The sequence below is a fragment of the Arcticibacter pallidicorallinus genome, assembly GCF_003002875.1.
GTDB lineage: Bacteria > Bacteroidota > Bacteroidia > Sphingobacteriales > Sphingobacteriaceae > Arcticibacter > Arcticibacter pallidicorallinus.
Genome location: NZ_PVTH01000001.1, coordinates 374,210 through 399,919, shown reverse-complemented (window position 1 = coordinate 399,919; position 25,710 = coordinate 374,210). Strand labels below are relative to the sequence as shown.

The window sequence follows — 25,710 nt, the reverse complement described above, 5'->3', positions numbered from 1 at the left end:
CCACTTTCTACCACATAACCCCACAAAAAGTTTTCAACAAGAGATAATAGTCGCTTTCTAAGCTAAAAAAGGCAAATTCTATGAAAATGAGCGCTTAGTCAATGTACCCGAATTGATCGAAATACGAAAAAATGAACGCAAAATCGCTCCGGCTCGCTTAAGATATCGACCAAAGCGCCCGGGACTTGGAGGTTTTCGAAAGCTTGCATTTAACGTACTCTCAATCCGCCTTGAAAAACCTGAGGATAAGCAGTGGTCAGCCTGTGGTCTGCTAGTGTCTGAGGCCAGGGTGATCCCAGAGTGAGGCCAGAGTGAGGCCACCTTTTTCCAATAAAACGTGGCCTCACTGTGGCTGCAAGGTGGCTACACTCTGGTTACATCCCTAAGCTAAGCACTAGCTGATCACTAACTGACCAAGAGCTGATAAACGGCTCGCGAATAACTACTCAACGGCTGGTTAAACACAAAAAAAACCGGCCCATTAAATGAGCCGGTTCGCAAAATATTTAGATAATCCTTATTCGTTAATGGCTTTAACGCCAGGTAACTCTTTACCTTCCATGTACTCCAGCAAAGCTCCGCCTCCTGTTGATACATAGCTAACTTTTTCTTCAAAACCGAATTTCGCAACAGCTGCTGCTGAGTCGCCCCCTCCTATCAGAGAAAATGCTCCCTTTTCTGTTGCTTCTACCACAGCTTCGGCCACAGCCTTTGTTCCTGCTTCGAACTTCTCCATTTCAAATACACCCATTGGGCCATTCCAAAGGATTGTCTTCGATTCTGCAACTACTTGTTTGTAAACCTGGATAGCATCCGGACCGATATCCAGACCCATCCAACCTTCTTTGATATCATCATTCTGAGCAACATCCGTATCTGCGTCAGCTGCAAACTTATTGGCTATTACCGAATCAGTAGGCAAAATCAGCTTTACGCCTTTGGCTTCAGCTTTTTCAATCAGGCTGAGGGCAAGCTCAAGTTTATCTTCCTCTACCAATGAATTTCCGATCTGTCCGCCTTTTGCTTTAGCAAACGTATAGGCCATTCCACCTCCGATTAACAGGTTATCAACCTTTTCCAAAAGACGTTCAATCAAAAGAATTTTATCAGAAACTTTCGCTCCACCCATAATGGCTGTAAACGGACGCTCCGGATTGTTCAGCACTTTTTCTGCATTTGCCAGCTCTCCAGCCATCAGGTAACCGAAGTACTTTGAATCAGCGAAGAACTTTGCGATCACAGCTGTAGATGCATGTGCTCTGTGTGCAGTACCGAACGCGTCGTTAACATACACATCGCCAAGCTTGCTCAACTTTTCAGCAAAAGCTTCATCTCCCTTTTCTTCTTCTTTATAGAAACGAAGGTTTTCCAGCAAAAGAACGTCCCCGCCTTTTAACGCAGCCGCTTTTTCAGCAGCCTGAGCACCTACGCAGTCGTCTGCAAATTGCACTTCCGTGTTAAGAACCTCCGACAGATGCTTAACAATATGCTTTAGTGAATATTTTTCAGTAGGACCTTCTTTCGGACGACCGAGGTGCGACATCAGTATCACCGAACCTCCATCAGCCAGAATTTTTTTAATCGTAGGCAAGGCACCCTGGATACGGTTATCATCAGTAATGTTAAAGTCCTTGTCCAGAGGAACGTTAAAGTCAACGCGGATGAGTGCCTTCTTTCCTGAGAAGTTCAGATTATCAATTGTCTTCATATTTATTGAATATAGTGTTTAAGAAATCTTCGATAAGTTAAGCTATTATTTTGCATTAGCCAGCGCAATCCTTTTCACCATATCCGTCAGCCTGCTGGAATATCCGTACTCGTTATCATACCAACCTACCACTTTGGTTATCCCGCCGACAACAGAAGTAAGGAGCGAGTCAAATATACAAGAATGAGGGTTATCTAAAATGTCGACGGACACAATCGGATCTGATGTATATTGTAAAATACCCTGAAGTTCGTTTGCGGCAGCCTTCCTGAAGACCTCGTTTATTTCTTCTACCGTTGGTTGGTTGACCAGCGTGCAGGTGAAGTCGGTTAGCGACCCGTTCAATACGGGCACCCGAATGCCGGCGCCGCCCAACTTTCCTTCCAGGCGGGGAAAGATACTGGTGATCGCTTTTGCCGCCCCCGTAGTGGTTGGAATAATCGAAGAGGACGCAGCACGCGCTCGCCGAAGGTCGCGATGCGGGGCATCATGAAGATTCTGGTCTCCGGTCATGGAATGGACCGTGGTGATATAACCGTTTACTATCCCCCAGTTTTCTTCCAGCACCTTAATCATCGGTGCAATATTATTCGTTGTACAAGATGCGTTGGAAAGGACGGGGGAGCGAAAGTCGACTTGATGATCATTCACACCAAGGACCACCACCTGGACGTCTTTTGTAGAAGGCGGCGCGGATATGATCACCTGCCTGGCTCCTGCCCGCAGGTGCGCTTCTGCAGCAGCGCGACTGAGGAAGCGACCTGTTGATTCAATAACTACATCGATCTGAAGATCCGCCCAGGGAAGATTTTCAGGAGAAGCCTCCGAAAAAGCAGGAATGGAACGACCATTAACGATCAGCGCATTTTCGCCAGCCTCAACCGTCCCCTTGAAGCCTCTGTGCACACTATCGTACCTCACGAGATGCGCAAGAGTGGCTGGTTCGGCAAGATCATTGATGGCGGCTATCTCTATGTCAGCGTTCTCCAGTAACGTCCGAAAAACAGTCCTTCCAATTCGCCCAAACCCATTTATAGCTACTTTCATTCGGATAAAATTTATTTTAAAGGGACAGGTATCCCTGATCAAAGTTAGGTTTTTCGGCCAAATACGGGGTGTTTGAAACCTTTATTTAGGAACAGAGTTTATAAAGTAAAACTACTATGACAAATAATCAAAGTAACAAACCAGAGAAACTGGAGCCTCAGGATTCGGAACAAAAAGATATCAAACCTAAAAAAGATGATAATAAAGCGGTAGTACACCCGGAGGATCTGAATTATCAGAAAGAAGATGCCGGATTCAAGGACCCTGCAAAAACTAAGGAAACGTCTGAACAACCCGTAAATCCGGTCAAGACCCCTCCCAAGGATAAATAGTGCCTGCCCCCGCCATGAAAACTGGGGCGAGGGCGCACCAGACTCTAACTGGAGATCTGGATCTTCACTTTTTTATTTTTGATCCTTTCGTCTTTCAATTGATGCACCACATCGTGGATGCGGTCACGCTTTACAGCGGCATACGAAGAATGATCAAGTACTTCTATCAGGCCGAGGTCTTCTTTGGGGAGCTGAGCTTTCTTGAGGAGCAGGCCGACAATATCGATCTTGTTAACTTTATCTTTCTTTCCGGCGGCGATATATAGGGTATCCCAATCTGTTGGTGAAGGAAGAACGGGCCTTTTAGGAAGCGTGATAATTTCTGGTTCGACACCAAGATGGGCCGGTAACTCTTCTTTTGTGAGCATGAGGAAGGATGTGCCGGTAGCATGCATACGTGCGGTACGCCCGTTTCGGTGAATAAAAGCTTCCCTGGTAAGTGGTAACTGGTAATGAATAACATATTCAATCTCCGGAATATCAAGTCCCCTCGCCGCAAGATCTGTAGTAATGAGCAGGCGGTATGTTCCGTTTCTGAACTTTAGGAGAGTTCTCTCCCGGTCCTCCTGCTCCATTCCGCCGTGAAACTCTCCGTGAACGATTCCCATATGATCCAGCAGCTCACCTATCCTGCCTACAGCATCACGATGATTACAAAAGACCAGGGTCGACTTATTACCGATCATACAGACCAGCGAGAAAAGGGTTTCAAGCTTATCTTCAGCACCACTCATCACTGCTTTATATGTTAAATCCGGCAAACTGTCCGCCCTGTTAAGGTAGTTGAGTTCTACAGGATCCTGCACACCGGTGAAAGACGGAATTTCTTCCATTCTGGTTGCAGACGTTAGTACACGCCTCTGTACTGCTGGCAAGCAATCTATAATGTAGGACATATCTTCCTGAAAGCCGAATTCCAGAGATTTATCGAATTCATCCAAAATAAGCGTTCTTATAGCTTCGGTTTTGAAGCTCTCTCTGCGTAGATGCCAGGCGATCCGACCCGGTGTCCCGATGAGCACGGCGGGGGGATGCATCAAACTATTTTTCTCTATTTGCGTAGAATGTCCTCCGTAACAGCAAGTGATTTTAAAAGAAGTTCCCATCGCTTTGAACACCTGTTCAATTTGCAGTGCAAGTTCTCTGGAAGGAACAAGAATGAGTGCCTGGATCTGAGATGCACCCGAATCAAGTGATTTAATCAAGGGAAGAAGAAAGCCAAGAGTTTTGCCCGAACCTGTAGGGGAGAAAAGAACGAGGTCTTTATTCGCTGATGTGTTGAGTGCATGCTCCTGCATGGGGTTAAGAGCGGCAATCTTTAAATTTTCAAGTACTTTCTTGATCATTTGTGGTAGAAATTTATGTTGCAAAGGTAAGGCTTGAATGGCAATTAGCTTTCAAATACAGCAAACTGTAGAATAAACCAACAAAGAAATACCGCCGTTTGAGGTATTTTATTTTTTATCTACCTTATAATCAATTATATATGATAAAAATAAGTTTTGGCCTGATTATTAGACTATGGGTAGTACAATTCATCTAAACAAAAAAAGTTATGAGAAAATTACTGTTTTCAGCCGCAATATTGAGTTTCGCAGGAATTACGGCAATAAGTGCAAGCAATCACGAAGTACAAACTGTTAGAGCGGGCTTTGCCCAGGATACAACTGATACAGCAACGAGTACTCCTGCAACTCCTGCTGACACTACCACGACAGCAGGCAGCGACACTACGTCAGCCAAATAAAAAAAACATGTCTTTTGAGCGATGATCGAAGGAGCCAGTGTGAGAGTCTGGCTCCTTCTCTTTTTATGGTTAAGCGGGTGCAAACTATCATCCGGACTTTCGATAATTAATAAGGCTCTCACATAAAGCGTGAGTCTTATCACTCATACGAAAGCACAAGCTGGACAACATGGCCACATTCTGATCACCTTCGTCAATCAATTTAAGGGACTCTTCTGTCGGAAACGATAACAGCTTGTCTGCCTCTTCAGAAATAAAATGCTGGTTATGCGTCAGGCGATAACATTGCTGCATCAGGTAGTAAATGCTCAGATGAGCGTAGCCCATAGCATCATTCATCCAAAACTCATACGATCCGAGCTCTTCATCCTCATTGAGCTCCGAGACACACTCATCGCCCATTCCCTTAGCGAGCGCTTCTTTCAATGTCGCGTCATCAATATTGTTTATATTAAGAAGAGAATCGCCCGTTTTTTCCAGGTCATACATCAGTTCGAGCAGCAGCTTGATATTAGGGTCCTCCAGTGCTTCCAGCAGGGAGATATCGCCCGGATATTCCTCTCCTTCTTCAAATACTTCTCTTAGGTCGCTGAGTTCGCCACATAGAGCAGCGTTTAAGGCATACACAAACAGCTCCCTGTAAACAACGCACATCATGCACGCGCTCTGTAATATCTCTTCCCGGTAATCGAATTGTGCTTCTTCCATAAAGGTTTATGCAGGTCTGTTAATCCCGACACCACGTTGAACAAAAGAGATGCTGGACAGAATTTGGAGACTTAAGATAGCCGGTAACGCTCATCAATTATCTGGCCTATAGCTTCTATGAGTTCCTGATCGTGCGGCACATTCCCCTTCAATCGCCAGGTGGCTGTGTTTTTCACCAAAGTCCGGGTCACGTGATTAAGCAAAACCTGCACTTCTATGCACGACTTGCTCACCGTAGGGAATCTAATTACCTGAAAATTATAGTCAAGATCTTTAAACGTTAAGTTCAATGCCTGTTTCATAAATAATTCTCCATTCAAAAATACATCGTCAACCTTAGTTCAATGTAAGCAATATATGAAGTTTTTTGTTTTAAAATTTCCCACTCTTATCTAGAACGGTACAAGATATAGCTGAACTGAAGTATTTTTTTGAGAATTGGCCGATTTTTCGGGGGCAGTTGGCTATGGCGAAAAAAAACAACCTGTGATACGAAACTGTGATGGGCACTTGGGCCAATTCGTTAGTTAATTTCCGAATAAGAACTGAAGTTCCAATAACCTTGCGGATCTTTTTTGTAGAAAACCTGGTATATTTTTCCTTCAGCAGCCAGATTGAAAGAGAAGGAGGCGCACTGTTTATCCTTTGGGAGATAGTTCACCATGACGCTGTCTGCGGCCAGTTCGACCTCTTCATAGGCAGCTTCCTGATCCAGCTCTACTTCCAGATTTTCGGTAAATAAAGCAAAATAGAGGTTTTGCAGCTGGTGCACATGGCGCAGGGCCTGGCGATGGTCGCCAAGCGAGAAAACGAAACCTTCAGCAACTTTGTTCAGGATCATTTTACCTTTACTCCAGGTGAGCTGTTCCTGTGAATATGAAAAAGAATATCCCGCCAGCCACAGGGGGGTCAAACTGACTGCCGCGACTTCTGCGGGAGCTACAGAAGCATGTTCGTAGAAACCTATTTTATTCTCTTCGATAGCCCTGACGGTAGCGACAATGGTATGGTCATTTCTATCAGGATGAAGAATATTGCCTATACGTATATCAGAAATTGTAACCATTATTCTGTAGTTTGAATTGTGCGGGGTTCAAATACAAAATGAGCCCTTCCCTCGGAAAGAATCAAAGAAGCATCAAATATTTTACCGGACTTAGATTTAAAACCTCTGATAACATCCGTTTTCCCCTTTTCGATAAGGGTCATGATCTGTTCTTCGGTAAGCTTCTTTTCCGACATTGTTCGCCAGATGATGAACTTGCAGCCACTGGCATAGCCGCTGCAGCCGGCAGCTTTTTCTGTTATGCGGATGATGCCCTTCTTGCAGAGCGGACAAACGGTAGCACCCTCTACCTCCTGAGGAGAAAGCTTTCCGTTAAGTTCGCCACCTACTTCGAGCAGTTCCCTGGTGATTGTGCGGGTGTATTCGCGAATCTCATTTTTAAATTCTTGTACTGAGGCTCCGGATCTGATTTCTTCCAGCCGCTTCTCCCACAGACCGGTAAGTTCAGCTTGCGCAATCTGCTTATCCTTCACCAGATCGTACACCGCCAGTCCCTTTTCAGAAGGAAGCAGGTTTTTCTTGTCACGTCGGATATATTCGCGTTTGATCAGCGTTTCAATAATCGACGCGCGGGTAGCGGGAGTGCCAAGACCCGTGTCTTTCATAGCCTGGCGCAGTTCATCGTCTTCAATTTCTTTTCCCGACGTTTCCATGGCTTTAAGAAGGCTCGCCTCATTGTAAAGGGGTTTTGGCTTGGTCTGCTTCTCGAGTAGCTCCTTTTTTCCGACCTGCAGCAATTCACCCTTGACCACTTTGGGGAGCGTCGGATTTTCCTCGTCTTCTTTTTCTGTATCGGCTTGATTGAATACAGCACGCCAACCCGGGGACTGGATAACGGTTCCGTTCGCGACAAACATAGAGCCAGACTCCAGCGATATTTTCGTAAGCTCCTTAACACACTCGTGATGAAAGGCTTCCAGCATTCTTCCACTGATCAGGTCATAGATCACCTGCTGATCCTCAGGAAGGAACTGAGGTTTGTTGTTTGTAGGCAGAAGTGCATGGTGATCCGTGACCTTCTTCGCGTTCACACTGCGTTTATTCAGTTTGGCCGTTAGCAATTCAACGGCCTGTTTACCAAATGCTGGATGCCCTGTCTGATTCGCTATCAGGGCAGGGATTTCAGCAAAAATATCATCGCCTATATACCGGCTTCCCGTCCGGGGGTAGGTAATTAGCTTAGATTCATACAAGGTTTGCGCCAGGGTCAGCGTTTGGTCGGCGGTAAAGCCCTTACGCTTATTCGCTTCCTGCTGTAAACTGCTCAGATCATGCAACAGCGGCGGCTGTTCCTTTCGTGGCTTCACGTCTACGTTAAGAATTTCAGCTCCCTGAGGGAACCCGGACGCAGCGTCCTTTACAGCTTCCAGAATCTTCTGCGCAGCATCCAGTTTATCAAAATTCTTAACCGACAGTGCTTTGAAAAGCTGTCCGTCTTTATTTACCCAAATAGCAATCTGATAGTAGATCTGAGCTTTGAAATTCTTATTTTCCAGATATCGTGCACAGATCATCGCAAGTGTCGGCGTCTGAACCCTGCCGAGCGATAGCACCGAGTGGTTCCCGGCGGCTATACTCAGGGCCTGGGTAGCATTGAGGCCAACGATCCAGTCAGATTCTGAACGACATTGGGCAGAATAAAAAAGGGTATCGTATTCCGACCCGGGCTTTAGATTGCGAAATCCTTGTTTGATGGCTTCGTCGGTTTGCGATGATATCCACAGCCTTCTGAAAGGCTTTTTACATTTGAGATGATAATAAATGTACCTAAAGATCAACTCCCCTTCCCTTCCGGCGTCTGTTGCCACAATAATCTCGGAGGCTTCTTCAAACAGCTTGCGAATGACATTGAGCTGTTTCACGACTCCCGGATCGTCCTTCAAAACGCCGTTTACTTTATTTTGCTTAACCGCAAGTTTAAAACGCTCGGGAAGCATAGGAAGGTTTTCCAGTCGCCAGCCTTTGAAGCCGTAAGCCTCCGGGGCGGCGAGTTGAATGAGGTGACCAAAAGCCCAGGTGAAAGAATAGCCTTTCCCTTCAACGTAACCTTCCTTTTTCATCGTTGCTCCGAATACTTTGGCAAGCTCCCGGGCGACGGATGGTTTCTCTGCTATAACGACCTTCATACCGCGGCAAGGATAGAGCAGTCAACTGATTGAAGTGAAGTTATACAGTGAAAGGAAGAAAAAGATGCGTTGTAAAGGCGAGCTCTGGACATGGTTTCTAACAAATTCTAAGTTGCAAATATAACCCAGAATTTTGTTGAGTGACCAGATTTCTTTCCACGGTTAAAGCCAAAGTCCTACCCAGGCGCTGTGTATTCTGAAATTTTATCTGAGGGGCAATAGATACAATCAAATCATTGTCTGTGTACAGTTTAAATAAATCAAACGCATTGTTTTCTATTTACGGGAACGATTGCACAAATAATTATGTCTCTGGTCATTTTGTTTAAAATTAAAGTATATAGATTTGGCCGCATAGGCAGTTCAACCAATATAAATTAAGAGTACTAACCCAATTGCCTACAGGGATTTCTTTAACCTAAATAATTATTGCATGAAAAAAGTTCTACTAGTAGTGACTTTCCTGTGTTCAATTTTGTTTGTTGCGTCTGCACAAACAAGACAAGTAACGGGTAATGTCACAGATAAGGGCGGAGAAGCTCTTATCGGCGTGAGTGTCACAGTGAAAGGCACAAAACAAGGAGCGAGTACCGACGTAAATGGTAACTTCAAATTAAACGTTCCCTCCACAAATACAATTTTGGTTCTTAATTACGTAGGATTTAAAGCCAAAGAAGTAAATGTTGGAGGTCAGTCAAAAATCAATGTTACGCTAGAAGAAGATGTGACCTCCCTGGATGAAGTCGTCGTAATTGGCTATGGTACAGTGAAAAAGAAAGACCTGACAGGTGCTGTTGCATCCGTTAGTGCTGACGTTATCACAGCTGCTCCGGTTTCTTCGGCTATAGAAGCGATCACCGGACGAGTTGCCGGAGTTCAGATTTCTACGACTGAAGGATCTCCTGATGCGGAAATGACTGTCCGGGTAAGAGGTGGAGGTTCGATCACGGGAAGCAACGCACCTCTATATATCGTTGACGGGTTCCCTGTCAATTCAATATCAGATATCGCTCCATCGGACATCGAGACAATCGACATCCTAAAAGATGCCTCATCTACCGCAATCTACGGTTCGAGAGGGGCTAACGGGGTAATCCTGATTACAACGAAGAACAGTAAGACAGGTACCACGAGCATCAGCTATAATGTATTCTCAGGCGTACGAAATCTTGCCAATAAACTGGATGTATTAACGCCACAGGATTATGCATATTTTCAGTATGAAAGGGCATTGCTTGACGGAGAGGTAAAAGATTACACCAAGTATTTTGGAAACTTCCAGGATATCGACATGTACGCTAACTTAGACGCAAACGACTGGCAGGATATCGTTTTCGGACGCACCGGAACAACTTACAACCAAAACCTGAACATCAGCGGCGGAGGTGAGAAAACTAAATTCAGCGTAAGCCATAGCTTTGTTAAAGATAAAGCTATCATGTTGCTGTCAGGGTTCGAAAGACAGAACCTAAACTTTAAACTAAACCATAAGCTCTACGACAAGTTATCTATAGATTTTGGAGCAAGATATTCGAACACCAAAATCGAAGGTGGTGGCGCTAATGAGCAACGGGAAATATCTTCTGCTGACTCCAGATTGAAGTTTGCCATGATTTATCCGTCAATTCCGGTGAATGGCTTAACAAACAGCACAGAGACAGATCCTGATTTCAACCTATTCAGCCCTATTGTAGCACTCACAGACAACGATCAGTACGTTCAGAGAAAGACCTATAACTTCAATGGCGCACTGAACTGGGATGTCATCAAAGATTTGCGATTCAGAACGGAGATTGGCTACGATGGATACCGGAATGACCAGGATCGATTCTATGGAACATCAACGTATTATGTACAAAATGTACCGTCAAGCGAGAATCAAGGAGATCCGGCCATCATTTTCACTAATACAAACAGAAACAGCTTTAGAAATACCAACACATTAAACTATGATTTTGGTAAGCTACTGAACAAAGATCATTCGTTGAATGCGCTTTTGGGACAGGAGTATATCAAGACAGAAGAGGGAATTCTGACCGCAACTGTGCATGGATTACCCAATACCTTTTCGTTTGAAGACTCACGTGCTCTGTCTACACAAGGTCAGGCCAATTCAATTGACAATAACTTTTTAGTAAATGATAATTTGTTGTCGTTTTTCGGAAGGGTAAATTACAATTTCAAAGGCAAATACTTGCTGACAGGAACGTTCAGAGCAGATGGTTCTTCCAAATTCAAAGAAGGAAATCAATGGGGATATTTCCCATCAGTATCGGCAGCATGGCGTGTATCAGATGAAGCTTTCATGGAAGAAGCTAAATCATGGCTTACCGACTTGAAACTAAGATTAAGTTATGGTGAGGCCGGTAATAATGGCATCCCTTCAGGTCAAATGGTCCAATCATTCCTGAATACTACTACCACATGGGTGAATGGAAGTAACAACTATTGGGCCCCATCTAAAACCATGGCAAATCCTGATTTGAAATGGGAAACAACGGTTACCAAGAACGCCGGGTTGGATATCTCTTTATTCAACACGCGACTGAATGGTACATTGGATTTTTACCTGAATAACACAAAGGATCTACTTATCGAATACCCTGTATCGGGTACGGGCTATGATTTTCAATATCGTAACCTGGGTGAAACGAAGAACAAAGGGATCGAATTTTCTTTAAACTGGAGCGCAGTGAGAAAGAAAAACTTTGATCTGACTTTGAACGCTAATATTGCAACCAATAAGAACGAAGTTGTTTCCTTAGGTGGTCTCGATGTAAGAGGAACCTCGGGTTGGGCATCAACAGAAGTAGGCTATGACTACCTGGTGCAGGAAGGAGCATCAATCGGGCGGATTTACGGATATGTAAGTGACGGCCGGTACGAAGTTTCTGACTTTTCAGGCTACGATGCTGCCAAAGGAAGCTGGACCTTGAATACGGATGTGGCTAACGCGGCATCAACTGTTGGAACAATACGTCCTGGTTCAATGAAACTGAAAGATCTTAACGGCGACGGTAAAATTGACGCAACTGACAGAGCGGTTATTGGAAACACCAATCCGAAGCATACAGGTGGATTCTCGATAATGTCAAGAATATACAATTTTGACTTGGCTGCATACTTCAACTGGAGCTATGGAAATGACATCTACAATGCCAACAAGATAGAGTACACATCTACCAGTAAATATAGCTCAAGGAACATGATCGCGACTATGGCATCAGGACAAAGATGGACAAATCTACGACCTGACGGAACCATCAGCAACGATGGAGCCGAACTACAGGCAATGAATGCCAACACTACCCTTTGGTCTCCATATATGAGCAGATATGTATTGAGTGACTGGGCGGTTGAAGATGGTTCGTTCCTGAGATTGGGAACGGTTACACTGGGCTACTCCTTACCAAAAGCGGTTGCTTCAAAATTAAAGATGAAGAGCCTGCGTGTATACGCATCCGGCTACAACTTGTTCTTATGGACAAACTACTCTGGATTCGATCCTGAGGTTTCGACAAGGCGCAGAACCGCTCTTACTCCAGGAGTAGATTATTCAGCGTATCCAAAAAGCAAATCTTATGTATTCGGTTTGAATGTTGGTTTCTAGACGGACTATAAATTAAAGAAAATGAAAAAAATTGTCAATATATGTTTACTTCTTGCGGGGCTTACTTGTATAAGCAGCTGCAAGGACGCTCTCGACGCTCCTACAAAATCATCTCTGGACGAATCCGTTATTTTCTCAACCCCGGCCCTGGCCGAGGGATCGATAGCAGGGATCATCCAGTCATTTGGGGAGACAAACTCCTACAGAGGAAGATATCTTGTATTCTACGGCATCAATACAGATACGGAAGTGTACAATGGATTAAAGACCACAGATAGTGAGCAGTCCAGACTGTCTAACTTCAATACCAATGTGGCCAATACACAGATGAACACTGACAACAACGCCTGGGCGAAGTTCTACGAAGGCATCGAAAGGGCTAACCTGGCTATCAGAGGTTTAAGAACCTACGGGGATATTCAAAATAATGCTCAGCTTGGACAGATACTGGGAGAGATATTAACGCTAAGAGCCGTTGTGTATAGTGATTTGATCAAAGGTTGGGGTGATGTTCCTGCACGCTTTGAGCCGATCACTTCTGAAACAACTTATTTGCCGAGAAGCGACAGAGATGTTATTTACAAGCAACTGCTTGCAGATCTGGAAGAGGCCGCTACATTGTTGCCATGGCCTAATGCTTCAGCCAGAACTCAGTCCGTTGAACGTGTCAGCAAAGCGTTTGCAAAGGGGTTAAGGGCGCGTTTAGCGTTAGCCGCCGGTGGATACGCACAACGTCTGGATGGAACAATCCGCTTGAGCACAGACCCGGAGCTATCCCGCGAGAAGATGTACACGATTGCGAAAAACGAATGTCTGGATATTATTAACAGCGGAACCTTAAAGCTGCAAGGTTTTGAAGAAGTTTTTCGTACGCTGAATGAGGAAACCGGACGTGCGGGCTTAGAATCTATGTGGGAAATACCTTTTAGCGAAGGACGCGGAAGAGTAATCTTCGACCTGGGGGTACGCCATACGACGACCGACAAATATACTGGCCAAAACCGGGGCGGAACCAACGTGCCGAACCCTATTATGCTGTATGAATACGACAAAGAGGATGTAAGAAGAGATGTATCAATCGTTCCTTACGAGTGGACCGGAGGAATTCAGGTACCTTCAAACTTAGGTCGTACCTACTTTGGAAAGTATCGCTACGAGTGGATGAAAAGGGTGGTAACTTCAACTAACGATGACGGTTTAAACTGGCTTTACATGCGCTATGCTGACGTAGTACTAATGGCTGCAGAGGCCATCAATGAACTAGACGGTCCGGCAGCTGCAGCACCATATCTGGAGATGATCCGCAAGAGAGCTTTCCCGAATAACGCTGGCAAAGTTACGGCTTATATGGCTCAGGTTACAGCTTCGAAAACTAGTTTCTTTAACGCTATCGTAGACGAAAGAGCTTTAGAATTCACTGGAGAAATGCTCCGAAAAGCTGACCTCATTCGCTGGAATTTGTTGAAGACTAAGCTGGATGAAGCGAAGGTAAAACTTCAGCAACTGGAAAACAGACAAGGAAGATATGCTGATTTACCAAGTAAGATCTATTACAAAACCCGGGATGATAAAGAAACCGTAGAAATTTATGGTTTAAACTTCGGAGATACTGATGCAATAGGTGCTTCACTTGGCTATACAGCTAATAAAGCCTGGACAATGTCTTCAACCAGCGACAAGATCACCTTCTGGGACGCTCTTTATACGAAAGATCCGAATAGCCAACAGTTTTGGCCAATATGGCAAGTCTTCATTGACTCGTCAAACGGAACATTAAACAATACTAACCTTGGCTTATAATCATAGTTTTATGAATACAAATAAAATATTATTGGCTGGTTTACTCCTGGCAAGCTCCATCGGCTTCACAGGGTGTAAAGATGACCTTTTTACAGAAATAACTACTTTAGATGTACCGAGAGCCTTCTCTCCTACTGACTTAGAAGCTATCGTAGTCGAAAAAACAGGAGTAAGGCTGAACTGGAGAGCGGTAAGCAATGCCAGTTCCTACAGCATAGAGATATTCGAAAATGCTGAATTCACTGGAACAGCTGTCAGAACAATTGAAAAAGTGATGTTTGCCCAGCTTCCCTATACGGTGCCAGGGTTGTCGGGAGAAACACCATATTGGGTCCGCGTTAAGGCTATTGGTGAAGGTGTAGACGAATCGAAATGGATTTCTACAACATTTAAAACGGATGCGGAGCAGATTTTCCAAAATGTCAATCTAAAGGTGTTAACATCGACATCCGTTACGCTTGACTGGCCCGCCGGTGCCACAGCAACAGCCATTTCCATTTCACCAGGTAACATAACTCACACCCTGACCAGCGGAGAGCTTGCTGCAGGTCAGGCTGTTATCGAAGGATTGTCACCAGAAACTGATTATACTGCGAAATTAACCAGTGGAACAAAGACCCGAGGCACGCGAACATTCACGACTTTAATGGATTTGAGCAAAGTAACTACTGTAAGCCCCGGTGATGATCTTGCCGCGATAGTTGCCAACGCAAATCCTGGAGCGACGATAGCGTTGTTTCCCGGCACTTACAACATTAAAGCAAATGTGACGGTAAGTAAATCGATATCTATCAGAGGAACAAACCCGGCGAATAAGCCTGTTGTGAACGGTGCTATTTTCAGGATCAGAGAGCTGGCCGGTTTAACTTTGAGAGATTTGGTTCTTGATGGTGCCGATGCGCCAGATGGTAATCAAGCGATCATATACGACCAGGATAATACAAATGCTAGCTACGAATCTTTGCTGGTACAGGACTGTGAGATCACTAAATATGTAAAAGGAGTACTTTATGGTAGCGTAAAGGCGCGAGTAGCTTCGGTAACGATTCGCGGCAATATCTTCAGCGAAATTAAAGGAACGAATGATATTTTCGATTTCCGGAATAGCATAGCAGACACTTTCCTTTTCGAGAATAACACAGTCTATAATACAACAGATCCACAAAGGGACTTTTTCCGCATGGATTCAGGAGGCTCAACAGCTTTCTCAGGGGTAAAAAGTATCATTACTATCAGGACGAACACTTTCTATAACGTGATCAATACTGCGGCTGGCAGAATGTTATACATTCGTTTAGCGTCACATGAGATTAATTTCACCAAGAACATAATAGCAAAATCTGTAGGCTATTATTCGAAAGAGTCTCCGACTATCGCTACGATGGCGAATAATAATTATTTTGAGGCACCTAACTTCACTGCAAGTGCCACTGCTGGGGCAACGAACGATAAAGGAACTTTCACAACAAAGGATCCAAAGTTCGCAAGTCCTTCAACCGGAAACTTTACTATTTCCGACCTTGATCTAAAAGCTAACGGAATTGGTGATCCAAGATGGAGACAGTAAGCGTTTCTCTAATAAACTATTAATTGCTTCGGCCTTCATAATGACAGTATTATCCTGTCACAATGAAGGCCGAAGTGCTTTACGAGCATTTTCCATAACATTCCAACCATCATGATATCCATTAAGACGTTATTGTTTTTAAGCCTGGCAGTACTGGGCATAACCGTAAAAGCACAACCAATCGCATTTCCCAGTGCGGAAGGATTCGGAAAATACACGTCCGGAGGACGAGGGGGCAGAACTCTGGTCGTAAGTAATCTAAATGACGGCGGCGAAGGCAGCCTAAGAAAGGCAATACAGGCGAGCGGACCAAGAGTTATTGTCTTCGCAGTTTCAGGTAATATTTCCCTCGAAAGTCCGCTGGATATTAACAAAGGCGACATCACGATAGCAGGTCAGTCGGCCCCGGGGGATGGTATCTGCATAAAAAATTATCCGGTCAGTATCAAAGCAAACAACGTGATCATCCGGTACATCCGCTTTCGCATGGGCGATGAAAAGAAAGTTGAGGGAGACGCATTAGGAGCCAACAGCTCGAACAATAACATCATCATTGATCATTGTTCGATGAGCTGGGCAACCGATGAATGCGCATCCTTTTACCGAAACAAAGATTTCACCCTGCAGTGGTGCATGATCACCGAAAGCCTGAATGCGTCTGTACATGCCAAGGGAGATCATGGCTACGGCGGAATATGGGGAGGTATGGGGGCGTCTTTTCATCACAATCTTATTGCCAGCCATAGCAGCAGAACCCCAAGATTCAGCGGATCATCCACCACTCCCAACAGCAAAGACGAGCTGGTAGATTTTAGCAATAATGTGATTTATAATTGGGGCAGCAATAGTACTTATGGAGGTGAAAAAGGTCGCTATAATGTGGTCAACAACTATTACAAAGCCGGACCGGCAACAGCGAAACAAAGGGCTACCACATTGCTTAATCCCTGGGCTCCCTTTGGTCGTTTCTTTGTAAAAGGCAATGTTTTGCATAACAATGTTTCCATCAGTCGGGATAACTGGTCGGGCGGGGTGCGATGCGAGGGTTGTGATTCTATCAGGATGGATACGGCTTTTCCTGTGCAGAAAACGTCCTTACAGTCGGCAGAGGATGCTTACCATATTGTTTTAAAACATGCCGGAGCCAGCTACAAGAGAGATCAGGTAGACTCGAGGATTGTAAACGAGGTACGTACCGGAAAATCCACGAGCGGAAAATTGGGAAAAGGACTCATAGACTCTCCGGCTGACGTAGGATCATGGCCAGATCTCAAGACCTATAATGAAATTATAGACTCGGATCTGGACGGAATGCCTGATGACTGGGAACGTAAACATGGCTTGAATCCAAAGAGCGCTGAAGACTCATCCAAATATTCAATCGACAAAGAATATACGAATATTGAAGTCTATCTTAACGCAATTGTTGCAGCTGAGAATGCTAAAACTTAGCATTCAATGACCGCTCCACCCGATTGCTTATCGGCTTTAAACTTTTAAGATATGCATGTATCGCTTTGAGATCAGAGGGTTTCATACCGGCATACATGGTCCATGGCATCGGCGTATTCAGCTCATCGGGAGCCAGCTCCTGTTTGACGAAATTGGAGTCCGCGTAGGCGGCGAAGCGAGTCATGAACATCGCTTCTGACCAGTTGCCAATGCCTGTTTCTTTATCCGGGGTAATATTGGGCGACCGGACGGTTCCGGCCGCCTGTTTGAACTCCATGCCTCCGCCGAATTCTGTGCCTTTGATTACGCTCCCCTGGTCCACCTGGCTGTGACAATCAACACATCCGGCCGCATTGACCAGATACCGACCGTAGCCTATCTGGTTATTTTCAGAAGGAATTTTGCTAAAGGAGGGTTCTTGAGGCATGGTGTTAATAATGAAATTAACAGGGAAGTCAATTTCACGTTCCGGGATGTCGCTTTTGACTGGATTTAAGGTGCGGATATAAGCGATAATGCTATAAATATCTTCCTTATCCATTCGCCCAAACCGATGAGATGCCATTAAAGGAAACAGCGCCTTACCGTCTTTATTGACACCGGATGTAACCGCACGAAAGATCTCTCCATCTGTCCAGTCTTTCAATGCATAAGGCGTCAGGTTGGGGGCGTAGAAGACTCCGGGGAAGCCCATCTCCCGGGAGAACTTCTCCCCTCCTGCACCCCTCGTCTCATGGACCATAGGTCCCGAGTAATATTTCCATTCGCGGGTAGAATGGCAGTCCATGCATACAGCGACATGGCTTGCCAGATAGCGGCCTCTTTCCACGCGCGAAGCACTTTTGTCTATCGTCAGTTCAGGAGCAGGTTCAATGTCAGGCAGTGCTGCTTTCAAATATATACCACCCGCTAATGCGAGGATGAGAACCAGACCAAGGACTATACCGACGACTTTAAGTACTTTCATTAGATATCCAATTGATTATGAACATCTAAGGTGCAAAATTCTTTGCTTTTACAAACTGCTGTGAAGACGTTTGTTCAACCGTGCCAATCGAGTGCGCAAGTGGAAAGCTGATCTAAAAGATCGTGCTAACCAGCCTTTTTTCTCGCAGCTCATCCCAGAATGCGGCCGGAATCTTCACATTAGCCATTTCTATATTACCTTTGACTCTTTTTGCGCTGCTGGTATTCAAGGCGATGGCCTCGACGCCAGGCGCAGAGAGCCCGAACTGAACGCAGGCTTCGGCAGGCTTCACATCATACTTCTCGCAAATTGTGAAAAACATTTCGCGCCAATTAAAAAGCTGAGCGTCGGCCTCCCTGTCAACCAAACGGTAATTATAGTAATCGGAACCTATCAGGAAACCGGCATTGAACACCGCCGAGTTTATGATGGTAATGCCTTGCTCCTTTAGTGTAGTCATGAAGACCAGCAAATTAGCCGGGTGGCTATGTACGGTCATGCTGTTCGCGATCATTACCCAATCCAGCTTTACATCTTTTGATATACGCTCGATGATACGCCAGTCTTTCGCTCCTACACCAACCGCTTTTACTTTGCCCATCTCCTTCAAATCAGACAAGGCGCGGTAAGCATCCAAAATGTCCTGATATCTCTTAGCCGCCTCTTCCTCGTTGTTTGCAGCTAAAAGATATTCATCCGGATCATGGACCGATACCATCTGCGGAATATATTCGCCCAGCAAATCATTGCCTTGCTCAAAGCAGGCGATGATTCCGTCGTAGCTGATGTTTTGAACAGCGTCATACTCGAGGTCTTTCCATACACCTTGTTCAAATGTAGGCTCTGGCCCTACCAACTCCGTCCTCATCCATCCGAGCTTATTGCTAATGATTACATCATCGGGATGAACACCGAGATCTTTTAAGCTCTTGCCGAGTGCCTCAAGCGCCAGCCCCGCGCCATATTTTCCTGCCGAATCGAACACGACCGGTTTTGGAGAATGCTTTATACATTCCTCGACTATCTCAAGCTTAACGGAATAATCAAGCGCGGTGTAAAGGTTTCCCAGGGCGCTCGTTCCAAAAATTACTCTTGGTAGCTGAATTTTACTCTCGTGTATATCTGTCATTATGAAGAATTTGTGTTTTAAGAAAAACAAAACGTACTTCCTGCAATTATAAAGAAGTCATCCATTATAATTAAATATTATTTGGTTGCTTCTGAGGCTTTATGATTGCTTACAAATTATTAAATTAGCCACAGAACTAAACCATTCATTTCCCACAATATGTTAAAATACTTCAGCGCCGCAACCGTGGTAATATTTTTTCTTATGATTTGTCTAAGCTTCAATAATGGCGGAACCAACAAGGAAATCGTCAGGCCGGAAGTCAAGATAAACCAGGACAGTCTTGCAAAAAGAAACAAAGTCGCCAATCTTTATATGGCTAACTGCAGCGGCTGTCATGGAGAACAAATGAACGCTTTTGTAGATAGAAAATGGAAGCACGGAAGCACGCAAAAAGATCTTATTAAAGCAATTAAGCATGGATATCCGGATGAAGGCATGCCAGCTTTCACAGCCGCTTTCAGCGATGAAGAGATAACAAGTCTGGCAAACTACATCCTCACCGGTATTAAAAATGTGGACCGGTATATGATCGAGGATAAACCGAAATCGAATACTTTCAAGACAGAGAAATTAACAATCAGACTGGATGCGGTAGCTGAAGGAATGGACGTTCCCTGGGGCATAGCTTTTCTACCAGGCAATGAGTTCTTAGTAACTGACCGGAACGGAAAACTCTACAGGGTTAAAAGCGACAAGTCGAAAACAGAGATCGGCGGTGCGCCTGAAGTGGTTGCGCAGGGGCAGGGAGGCCTCATGGATGTGGTCACAGACCCATCTTTCGCGTCTAACAGGCTCATCTATCTCTCTTATTCTAAAGCCAAAAATGAGAACGGAAATATACTTTCAACCACCGCCATCATGCAGGCTAAATTAGTGGAAAATAAGCTTACAGAGCAAAAGGACATTTTTGTGGCCGAGCCATACTCGAGGACGCGTCATCATTATGGTTCAAGAATTGCATTTGACGACAAAGGTTACCTCTATTTCTCCGTCGGTGATCGGGGCAATGAGAAGCAGAACCCTCAGGAGATAAAAGGCAATGATCTGGGAAAAATCCACAGGGTTAAAACGGATGGGAGCGCAGTGGCGGATAATCCGTTGATGAAATTTAAAGGTGCGCAAGCGACCATTTATTCCTATGGGCACCGTAATCCACAGGGCCTGGCTTTCAATTCCCGTACGAAAGTATTATGGTCTAACGAACACGGACCACGAGGTGGCGATGAGTTGAACATTGTCAAACCCGGACGAAACTATGGTTGGCCGGTGATTACCTATGGCATTAATTACAACGGGAAAATCATCAGTGATATCTCTGCCAAGCAAGGCATGGAGCAGCCTGAACACTATTGGCTTCCATCTATTGGAACGAGTGGTCTGGCTTTCGTAAACGGCAATCGCTATCCTGGCTGGGAAAACAATATTCTTTCGGGAGCTTTACGGTTTAAGTATTTGAACCGCAGTGAAATGAAGGGCAACAAAGTTATCCACGAAGAAATACTTTTTAAAAATATCGGCAGAGTAAGAGACGTCAGAATGGGACCCGACGGCTACCTTTATATTGCGGTTGAATCCCCTGGTACAATTTACAAACTGGTTCCACTATTAAAATAACATGTACAAATTTTTTCTTTTTCTTATTGCAGCTGGTTTTTTCGCCAGCTGCAATAACAGTAATCCCACCCAGTTGTCTCAAGACAGCGTGAGTACAGATACCGCCGTCTATTCTTTAAAGTCGATTATCGAAAACGATGAAGACTGTGACAGTACATTAAGCAGGGACTGCAGAATCGTTGACATCACATATCCTGAATTCGAAAATCAACCTGCCTTAAATGACTCGGTGAACAGCAGGATTCAAAAAATCTATACCACAGAAACTTCATACGAGTCAGTGAGCGATATGGTGCAGGGATTTATGGCTGATTATCGGACATTCAGGTCTGACCCCAATTTCAATAACAGGATATATTCGTTGATAAGCAAGACGAAAGTAATAACCAACGATAAGCTACTCGGACTGACGATTGAGAGCTACATTTACACAGGGGGGGCACATGGAGGGACGTTTCATGGTTTTATTAACTGGGATACCCAGGGTAGAAAGCAGATTTCCATAAACGATGTATTGAAACCAGATATGTACGACTCCCTGCAGGTCGTTGCGGAGAACATATTCAGAAAGAATGAAGGTATTTCCCCAACAGACGCACTAAAGCAATATTTCTTTGAGGACAATAAGTTCGTTCTAAACGAAAACTACCTTTTCACTAAAGAAGGCATAAAATATCTTTACAACGAGTACGAAATCAAGCCTTACTCCTCAGGACGAACAGAATTACTTATCCCTTACGATTCTATCCGGAATTTGCTTAAACCAGAATCAGCAATCAGCCATTTATTTAAAGCCGATTGAATTACTGGAGAATGATTCCATGCCGGCGGCACCACTGACTGATCTGGCTTTTCATTTTCGCCGTTATGGGTGTGCCGATATTACAAACGTTCTGCTCTTCGAAACCACCTGTATGGATGGCTACAAGCTGATTCATCCCTGTGTACACGGGAGATCCACTCGAACCTTCGACGGTGAAGAAGTCGTACCGCAAAAGATCAGGTGTGTAGAAGAAGTTAGAGGTTTTGTCGGTCCATAACTTAATGCCTGTTACGGGATCGGGGTAACCGCTCAGAAAGAGAGCTTTGGGCGGACGGGAAGGTACATAAGGCGTGAGAACAAAGTGCCCCCTTGCGCTTTTATACAATGAAGAATCGGGCAGAATTATGATTCCGAAGTCGTCTTCATAAGTTGGATTATCCCTGTATGAGGGTAGGACGTAGATGTTCCGGTTCATTTCGGTCAAAACATCCTGCTGCTTCAAATAACTGCTATTGTTAGTAAACCCGACAGTTATGCGGATCTTCGAGACAGGATCGAAACGATCAGTCAGATTATGACCCGCGGTAATGAGCACCCTTGGGTGAATAAAGGCCGCGGTGGCATTGTATTTCTCGTTCCAGAGCCAGACCTTCCTGCGAATATCGAGTTGAACAACCTTCAACAGATCTCCTTTCAGCTGATTCGAGTTGACACGAACTCTTCGGTCCTTGCTAAACTCCTTATTACATTCCTGAGCAATTCCCGAACCCACTAAAAGACTTAAAAATAATGTGGCAACAAACTTAATTTTCTTCATAGTACAGTATCCCCCTTAACACCGTTTATGGAAGTCGGTTTTCAAATTATAGCTAATACTTAACAATTGCGTGATGTAAACGCTGTTAAATTGCGGTAATTTTGCTGGGTCTAAATAAACTTGATATGCTTACATACGGCTCCCTTATCCGCACCAGGCCTGTTTTTAAACTGAATCAACCGGACGACAGTGACAAGTTCCAGGCTCTTCCTGCACCTTCAGGTCCTTACCCATACAGACTGAGCCTACCTTCGGCTCTGGCGGATCAGGGCGAAGATAAACTGGTTATGCATATGGTTGGGGACACAGGCTCTGTCCGGAACACGGATTTCCAAAAAGTCGTTGTCGCCAGGATGATAGATCAGTTTGTTGATGCGGATGATCACGAGGATAAGCCTATGTTTCTGTATCATCTGGGCGACATCGTTTATAACTACGGCGAACAATCTGAATATCCTAAGCAGTTCTTCAAAGCCTACTCTAAGTACCCGGCGCCAATATTCGCTATTGCAGGTAACCACGACAGCGATGTCAATCCGCTAGCGAAGGATCCTTACCCGAGTCTTCAGGCATTTAGCAGCGTCTTTTGCGATACAGAATCCAGAGAGATATCGTTTTGCCAGAATGATAAAAGGGTCAGTTCTGTTCAACCACACGTGTACTGGACCCTGGAATCACCTCTGGCGACCATCATTGGTTTACATAGTAATGTGCCCAAATATGGGGTGATCAGCAAAGAACAGAGAGACTGGTTCATCAAAGAGTTAGTCCATGCTGCGAAGTTTCCCGATAAAGCGTTATTTGTGTGTCTGCATCACGCGCCATACTCAGCCGACATCAATCATGGATCCAGTTATCCGATGATCGAATTTCTCGAAAGTGCCTTCAATGAAGCTGGTGTGTTACCGGACATGGTATTTAGCGGACACGTTCATAATTACCAGCGCTTTATAAAAACCTATGACCGGAAACCGGTTACCTATGTGGTAGCGGGCGCGGGAGGATACGACGAACTTCACCCTATTGCAGACCCTGCGGATAAGGCGTTCAGCGATCAAAGTCCGCTTTTTGATAATATCGTGCTTCAGAATTACTGCTTCAAACAGCATGGATTTTTAAAACTTTCTGTAGAACGGCAGGGCATGGAACTGTTCGTTCGCGGAAATTACTATACTATACCACACAATACGTCGAAAAGCAGCGATGGAAAAGCCTCGCTCTTTGAGACATTCGAGGTGAAAATCGTCCGGTAATGCCTATCTTACACGCTGTCGTATCGTATTAATGAAGTTCATATATATCTTTTTATTCACCCTTCTGATCGCGCCTTCTCGCGGTACAGCACAGCTGATGATTGGAAAAAAATCATTCAGCCGTGCGGATTCGCTTCGGGGAAAGCTCACGACGCTAAGGTCGTGTTATGACGTAAACTACTACCACCTTACTGTTAAGCTGAATATAGAAAAGCGTTTCATCAGTGGCTCCAATGAGTTTAGATTTACGGCAAAAGAGGACTTCGCGAAGCTGCAAATTGATCTCTTCGACAACCTTAAGATCGAAAAGATAGTGTACAAAGGCCTCACACTGCCGTTCACCAGGGAATTAAATGCGGTATTTATTGATTTCCCCGAAGTGATAAAAAACGGGACCCGTGATTCATTCACTGTCTTTTATTCCGGCAATCCTATTGTTGCGAAAAAGGCTCCCTGGGATGGTGGATTCATCTTTTCTACCGACCCGGCAGGAAAGCCTTGGGTATCTACCGCTGTACAGGGGCTGGGTGCCAGTTCGTGGTGGCCAACCAAGGATCATCTTTCGGATGAGCCAGACAGTATGCTGATCAGTGTAAGTGTCCCCCGGGGTCTTAAAAACATTTCAAATGGCCGTCTGAGACAGATTGAAGAAGAACCTGATGGATCCACGCGATTCGACTGGTTCGTCAGCAATCCCATCAACAACTACAGCGTAGCGATGAACGTGGGCGACTATGTGCATTTCAGTGATTCTTATCAGGGCGAAGAAGGATTGTTGAGTCTGGATTATTGGGTATTGCCTGCCAGTCTGGAAAAAGCTAAGGTGCACTTCCCTCGGAATGTAAAGCCGATGATGAAGAGCTTTGAGCATTGGTTTGGGCCTTATCCTTTTTACCGGGATGGATATAAACTAATTGAAACACCGTATCTGGGAATGGAACATCAAAGCGCTGTTGCTTATGGCAATGGCTACCAGAACGGATACCTTGGAAACGACCTGTCAGACAGTGGATGGGGAAAGAAGTGGGATTTTATAATCATTCATGAAACGGGTCATGAGTGGTTTGGTAATAATATAACGTGCCGCGACATTGCAGATATGTGGATTCATGAAGGCTTTACAAGCTACTCTGAAGGGCTCTATGTTGAGAGCCAGTTTGGGAAGAAAGCCGGTCAGGAATACATAGCAGGCACCCGAAAGAATATCGAAAATAAAAGTCCCATTATTGGACACTATCACGTCAATAAGGAAGGCTCCGGTGATATGTATTCTAAGGGGAGCAATATTCTTCACACCATACGTACGATGATTAACGACGACAGTAAGTGGCGGATGATTTTACGTGGGCTAAACAAAACGTTTTATCATAAGACGGTAACCACGGAAGAGATCGTCAAATATATGAGCAAGACCTCGGGAATAGATCTCCAGCCAATATTCAGGCAATATCTCTATTATTCCAATCTGCCCAGGCTGGAGATAAAGAAGAATGGAGACCGTATCGAGGCTCGCTGGAAAAGCGATGTTAAGGGATTCTCAATGCCGATACGGATCCGTAAAAAGGGAGGTGAATATCGTTTCGTGACACTCACCTCGAATGCTTATGTTCCGCTGAAGATTAGCGGCCTGACGCTTCAGAATATCGAAGTGGACACCGCAAACTTCTATATCGAACGGACAAATTAGTCCATACGGAATACCGGCGTTAATGGGACGCTGAGGGGAGAATTATCGGAGTTGGTGTCCATGATATCTGCCATATAGGCCCACCAGCGCTTTACAATCTCTGTATCTCCCAGATCCTGGGACGATTGTCCCGACTTCTGCTTTTGGACGGCGAAAAGTATGTCGGTCTCCTCATCGAGAAAAATGGAATAATCATAGATCCCATTATTTTTCAGCAGTTCTGTTAGTTCAGGCCATATTGCGTTATGTCTTTTGCGGTATTCTTCTTTAAACCCGGGCTTCAGTTTCATTTTAAATGCGATGGTTTGCATAGT

At 44.8% G+C, this 25,710-nt stretch carries 21 protein-coding genes; 10 read left to right on the top strand and 11 right to left on the bottom strand.

What is annotated here, in order from left to right; genetic code table 11:
* Window positions 1-517: 517 nt before the first annotated feature.
* Together B0I27_RS01640 and gap are read right to left on the bottom strand one after the other, a co-directional pair.
* Window positions 518-1,708 (bottom strand): phosphoglycerate kinase, encoded by a 1,191-nt coding sequence (locus B0I27_RS01640; protein WP_106290717.1) that lies wholly within the window; start codon window positions 1,706-1,708, stop codon window positions 518-520.
* A gap of 45 nt (window positions 1,709-1,753) precedes the next feature.
* Window positions 1,754-2,755, bottom strand: coding sequence for a type I glyceraldehyde-3-phosphate dehydrogenase (gene gap, locus B0I27_RS01635; protein ID WP_106290715.1), 1,002 nt, complete (start codon window positions 2,753-2,755; stop codon window positions 1,754-1,756).
* 116 nt (window positions 2,756-2,871) lie between these two features.
* Between gap and B0I27_RS01630 the strand changes: the two genes are divergently transcribed.
* Entirely contained in the window at window positions 2,872-3,087 is a 216-nt protein-coding gene (locus tag B0I27_RS01630) for a hypothetical protein (RefSeq protein ID WP_106290713.1), read from the top strand.
* 44 nt (window positions 3,088-3,131) lie between these two features.
* On the opposite strand, the gene B0I27_RS01625 is transcribed toward B0I27_RS01630, so the two are convergent.
* A complete protein-coding gene (locus B0I27_RS01625) occupies window positions 3,132-4,433 on the bottom strand; it encodes a DEAD/DEAH box helicase (protein WP_106290711.1) in 1,302 nt (433 codons plus the stop codon).
* Between the two features lie 209 nt (window positions 4,434-4,642).
* On the opposite strand from B0I27_RS01625, the gene B0I27_RS17360 reads away from it, so the two are divergent.
* On the top strand, window positions 4,643-4,834 hold the full coding sequence (locus tag B0I27_RS17360; protein ID WP_146133074.1) for a hypothetical protein: 192 nt from the start codon (window positions 4,643-4,645) through the stop codon (window positions 4,832-4,834).
* An 87-nt stretch (window positions 4,835-4,921) separates the two neighbouring features.
* On the opposite strand, the gene B0I27_RS01620 is transcribed toward B0I27_RS17360, so the two are convergent.
* The 4 genes from B0I27_RS01620 to B0I27_RS01605 all read right to left on the bottom strand — a co-directional run bounded on the left by B0I27_RS01620 (window position 4,922) and on the right by B0I27_RS01605 (window position 8,734).
* Window positions 4,922-5,542 carry a hypothetical protein gene (locus tag B0I27_RS01620; protein ID WP_106290709.1) on the bottom strand — a complete coding sequence of 207 codons (621 nt, stop codon included), beginning with the start codon at window positions 5,540-5,542 and terminating at the stop codon, window positions 4,922-4,924.
* Window positions 5,543-5,613: 71 nt separating this feature from the next.
* Window positions 5,614-5,844: a hypothetical protein gene (locus tag B0I27_RS01615; RefSeq protein WP_106290707.1), complete on the bottom strand. Its 231-nt coding sequence runs from the start codon at window positions 5,842-5,844 to the stop codon at window positions 5,614-5,616.
* A 221-nt stretch (window positions 5,845-6,065) separates the two neighbouring features.
* Window positions 6,066-6,608, bottom strand: a complete 543-nt coding sequence (locus B0I27_RS01610) for a hypothetical protein (RefSeq protein ID WP_106290705.1) — start codon at window positions 6,606-6,608, stop codon at window positions 6,066-6,068.
* Window positions 6,608-8,734, bottom strand: coding sequence for a type IA DNA topoisomerase (locus B0I27_RS01605; RefSeq protein ID WP_106290703.1), 2,127 nt, complete (start codon window positions 8,732-8,734; stop codon window positions 6,608-6,610). The genes B0I27_RS01610 and B0I27_RS01605 overlap by 1 nt, the downstream gene beginning before the upstream one ends.
* 433 nt (window positions 8,735-9,167) lie before the next feature.
* Here B0I27_RS01605 and B0I27_RS01600 point away from each other — a divergent pair, with 433 nt between their 5' ends.
* The 4 genes from B0I27_RS01600 to B0I27_RS01585 all read left to right on the top strand — a co-directional run bounded on the left by B0I27_RS01600 (window position 9,168) and on the right by B0I27_RS01585 (window position 17,163).
* Complete coding sequence (locus B0I27_RS01600; protein ID WP_106290701.1) at window positions 9,168-12,344, top strand: SusC/RagA family TonB-linked outer membrane protein; 3,177 nt, start codon at window positions 9,168-9,170, stop codon at window positions 12,342-12,344.
* A 21-nt stretch (window positions 12,345-12,365) separates the two neighbouring features.
* Window positions 12,366-14,144: a RagB/SusD family nutrient uptake outer membrane protein gene (locus tag B0I27_RS01595; RefSeq protein ID WP_106290699.1), complete on the top strand. Its 1,779-nt coding sequence runs from the start codon at window positions 12,366-12,368 to the stop codon at window positions 14,142-14,144.
* A 10-nt stretch (window positions 14,145-14,154) separates the two neighbouring features.
* On the top strand, window positions 14,155-15,711 hold the full coding sequence (locus tag B0I27_RS01590) for a DUF4957 domain-containing protein (RefSeq protein ID WP_106290697.1): 1,557 nt from the start codon (window positions 14,155-14,157) through the stop codon (window positions 15,709-15,711).
* A gap of 111 nt (window positions 15,712-15,822) precedes the next feature.
* Window positions 15,823-17,163, top strand: a complete 1,341-nt coding sequence (locus B0I27_RS01585) for a pectate lyase family protein (RefSeq protein WP_219904960.1) — start codon at window positions 15,823-15,825, stop codon at window positions 17,161-17,163.
* Here the strand turns inward: B0I27_RS01585 and B0I27_RS01580 are convergent.
* Complete coding sequence (locus B0I27_RS01580) at window positions 17,153-18,130, bottom strand: c-type cytochrome (protein WP_106290695.1); 978 nt, start codon at window positions 18,128-18,130, stop codon at window positions 17,153-17,155. The two genes, B0I27_RS01585 and B0I27_RS01580, sit on opposite strands and share 11 nt — an antisense overlap.
* Before the next feature lie 112 nt (window positions 18,131-18,242).
* Window positions 18,243-19,259, bottom strand: coding sequence for an aldo/keto reductase (locus B0I27_RS01575; RefSeq protein ID WP_106290693.1), 1,017 nt, complete (start codon window positions 19,257-19,259; stop codon window positions 18,243-18,245).
* Between the two features lie 204 nt (window positions 19,260-19,463).
* On the opposite strand from B0I27_RS01575, the gene B0I27_RS01570 reads away from it, so the two are divergent.
* Both B0I27_RS01570 and B0I27_RS01565 read left to right on the top strand, forming a co-directional pair.
* Window positions 19,464-20,876, top strand: coding sequence for a PQQ-dependent sugar dehydrogenase (locus tag B0I27_RS01570; RefSeq protein ID WP_106291217.1), 1,413 nt, complete (start codon window positions 19,464-19,466; stop codon window positions 20,874-20,876).
* A 1-nt stretch (window position 20,877) separates the two neighbouring features.
* Window positions 20,878-21,678, top strand: coding sequence for a DUF3298 and DUF4163 domain-containing protein (locus B0I27_RS01565; protein WP_106290691.1), 801 nt, complete (start codon window positions 20,878-20,880; stop codon window positions 21,676-21,678).
* A 1-nt stretch (window position 21,679) separates the two neighbouring features.
* Here B0I27_RS01565 and B0I27_RS01560 read toward each other — a convergent pair whose 3' ends face one another.
* On the bottom strand, window positions 21,680-22,456 hold the full coding sequence (locus B0I27_RS01560; RefSeq protein ID WP_106290689.1) for a trypsin-like serine peptidase: 777 nt from the start codon (window positions 22,454-22,456) through the stop codon (window positions 21,680-21,682).
* Between the two features lie 125 nt (window positions 22,457-22,581).
* Here B0I27_RS01560 and B0I27_RS01555 point away from each other — a divergent pair, with 125 nt between their 5' ends.
* Together B0I27_RS01555 and B0I27_RS01550 are read left to right on the top strand one after the other, a co-directional pair.
* A complete protein-coding gene (locus tag B0I27_RS01555) occupies window positions 22,582-23,709 on the top strand; it encodes a metallophosphoesterase family protein (protein WP_106290687.1) in 1,128 nt (375 codons plus the stop codon).
* 31 nt (window positions 23,710-23,740) lie between these two features.
* The gene (locus B0I27_RS01550) at window positions 23,741-25,396 is read left to right on the top strand and encodes a M1 family metallopeptidase (protein WP_106290685.1); all 1,656 of its coding nucleotides are present in this window, start codon (window positions 23,741-23,743) and stop codon (window positions 25,394-25,396) included.
* Here the strand turns inward: B0I27_RS01550 and rhaM are convergent.
* Window positions 25,393-25,707: an L-rhamnose mutarotase gene (rhaM, locus tag B0I27_RS01545; RefSeq protein ID WP_106290683.1), complete on the bottom strand. Its 315-nt coding sequence runs from the start codon at window positions 25,705-25,707 to the stop codon at window positions 25,393-25,395. The genes B0I27_RS01550 and rhaM overlap by 4 nt on opposite strands.
* Between the last annotated feature and the right edge of the window lie 3 nt (window positions 25,708-25,710).